This is a genomic window from Protofrankia sp. CiT1, from assembly GCF_917627335.1.
In the GTDB taxonomy this organism is placed as follows: Bacteria; Actinomycetota; Actinomycetes; order Frankiales; family Frankiaceae; genus Protofrankia.
In genome coordinates this window covers 1,225-3,528 of the sequence record NZ_CAKJTP010000245.1, presented here as the reverse complement: position 1 = coordinate 3,528, position 2,304 = coordinate 1,225, and the positions used below count along the sequence as shown (strand labels likewise).

Below are 2,304 nucleotides of genomic sequence, written 5' to 3'. Positions count from 1 at the left end.
GTCCACTCCCAGCCAGCCAGATCGTCGGAGATCCCGGCGCACTGACCGCTAAGGTCATAACTCATTGTGACGCCCCTTTGCGTTCACATCGGCAATGACTGGCGGATGCCATCCGAATGGCAAACAAATAACAAACAGATGTCGAATTAAAGGACAAAAAGGAAAAAATAAACGACGCCAGCCGGGATGGCCCCACGGCGACCGCGGACCATATGCCCGAGTGAGCCTCAGGCGAGCATCTGGGGACGCATCGCCCACATGTCGTTTGATCTACACAAGCCCGCCGGAAGCAACCGGGCTTCTCCGACGATGACCCCTCGCGCGCGACCGGATGAACAGGTCAGGGACGCCGGGACGGCAATGCGGACGTCAGCGCACGCGAGGGCACCGACAACAGGCCCCCGCGCGGACGCGCGTCACAGCCCCGGCAAACAGCCCGGGGATGCGCGGCGCGCGGATGGTCACGTACCCATTATGCACAGGCTGTACGTGCCGCTGTCGATACGGCCAACAGGCCACACACAACTCCGGCCATCGCCCGCCACAGGGCCGCCGGAGGTCCCGGGGACCAAGCGCCAGGGTGCCCGAGCGGGGCCGCCGGCGGGCTGTTCCGGTCAGCCGAAAGTGGACACTTCGATAATGGGCAGGCCCGCGTTCCTGGCCTTGTCCACCAGATCGTCGGTCACCGACGCGCGGTGCGAAACGACCGGACGCAATACCAGCGCGACGATGCCCTCAGCGGGTGTCCGCCGCAGCTGTACGGCACGCGCGAGCAGGCGGGTGTTCGTGCGGTGGTACACCGCGTCGTCCTCGACCTCACCGAGGATCTCCAGCTCACACGGCTTCAACGAGCCGATCAGCTGGTCGTACCGGGCGCACCAGAAAGCTCCACGGCCGTGGACCGACGTCCGCCGGAACGTGTCGACATCGAACGGCAGCACCACCCGCACGCCAAGCCCTGCCGACCGCGCGGCGGCCAACACCACCAGGTCAGCTCCGGAGGCAGCCGCGCCGATCAACAGCCGTGGGCGCAGCTTCGCGAGGGCGGCCTTGGTCCGCCGTTCGACGTCGGGCAGATCACGTTCGCGGAAGCGAGGCGGTTCGGTATCTCGGTTGTCGATCTGGACGCCACCAAAAACAGCGATCACCGACATCATCAGTGGCCCATCACGATGTGGATTTTGGCACACATCCATCCGCCGTACGACTGGAGCACGCTTTTTCAAGCGTCGATCGGACGGGCGCCCGGCAGCCGAGCCGTCAGCTGCCGACCGCGTGCCGTCGCCACAGCTCGTCGAGTCCGTCCGGATCCTCGGTTCCCGCCTCGGGCTGCCGCGGGTCGGCCGCCGACGCCGGCCCCGCGGTCAGCCCACCGTGCGCCCCCGGCGGGTTGACCTGCACCCGCCCCGGCTTGGAGGAGTTCGGACGGGCCCCCGCCGCCCGGCCCGCCGAACGCCCGCCGCCGGCGGACCCGGCCTCCTGGCTGGAACCCCGCTCGGCATCGGCCCAGCCCGCATCCTCGTTCCCGTCGGCCTCGAATCCGGCGTCGACGGTCGCGGCGTGGGAGTAACCGAGGTAAGCGGCGTCCGCGGAGTCGCCAGCGGCACCAGCCACGGTCCGCGCGGCCCCCTCGATGTCTCCCCCGACGCTCTCCTCGGTGGCCGTCGCGCTGCCGACGAGCCCGTCGACCGGACGAACATCCTCACCAACGCCGTCGGCGCCCTGGTTGCCGACGACCGCGCCTTCGACGACACGCGATTGCCGGCTGACACCGGCTGCCCCGGCGCGTGCCGCGGCAGCCGCCGCGATCTGGGTGAGGTCGACCGTCTCCGCGGCGGCACTCATCAGATCATCATTGATGTCGGCGTCGCGATGGACCGCGACGGGGTCGGAGAGCCGGAACGGTTCGCTGCCGGCCGCCCATGGCCCGGCCGCGCTGCCCGCCGCGCTGCCGGTGGCGCTGGGGCGAGCGGTCTGACGGCCGTAGCGGGCAGCCCGCTCCGCCGCGATCCGGCGGTCCAGCGCCAGACGGGAGGCTCGCAGGCGTTGGTCCGCTCGGGCGGCCCGGCGCAGGTGGACTACGTAGCCGACGAACGCGACGTCCGCCAGGAGTTGGAGAAAGATCCATAGACCACGCAACAACCCGGTGAGCAACGCGGTCACCAGTACCGCGACAAACATGATCAACAATCGCCGGCGGCGAAGCCGAACCAGCGCCATCCGCTGCGCGTCGGCCTTCCGCCGCGGCGCGGGCATTGCGTACCGTCCGGTTCCAGCGCCCTTTCCAGCCAGAGCGCGACCAGG

At 69.4% G+C, this 2,304-nt stretch carries 2 protein-coding genes; both read right to left on the bottom strand.

All coding sequences use genetic code 11. The annotated features are described in order from the left end of the window. Positions 1-614: 614 nt before the first annotated feature. The gene (locus MJ785_RS20830) at positions 615-1,157 is read right to left on the bottom strand and encodes a hypothetical protein (RefSeq protein ID WP_239308696.1); all 543 of its coding nucleotides are present in this window, start codon (positions 1,155-1,157) and stop codon (positions 615-617) included. Positions 1,158-1,260: 103 nt separating this feature from the next. Further along, positions 1,261-2,181, bottom strand: coding sequence for a hypothetical protein (locus MJ785_RS20825; protein ID WP_239382490.1), 921 nt, complete (start codon positions 2,179-2,181; stop codon positions 1,261-1,263). Positions 2,182-2,304: the final 123 nt, after the last annotated feature.

Excerpts from the sequence above, each read along its gene's own strand:
- MJ785_RS20825 (WP_239382490.1), bottom strand. The coding sequence starts at position 2,181 with ATGTTTGTCGCGGTACTGGTGACCGCGTTGCTCACCGGGTTGTTGCGT.
- MJ785_RS20830 (WP_239308696.1), bottom strand. The coding sequence starts at position 1,157 with ATGATGTCGGTGATCGCTGTTTTTGGTGGCGTCCAGATCGACAACCGA.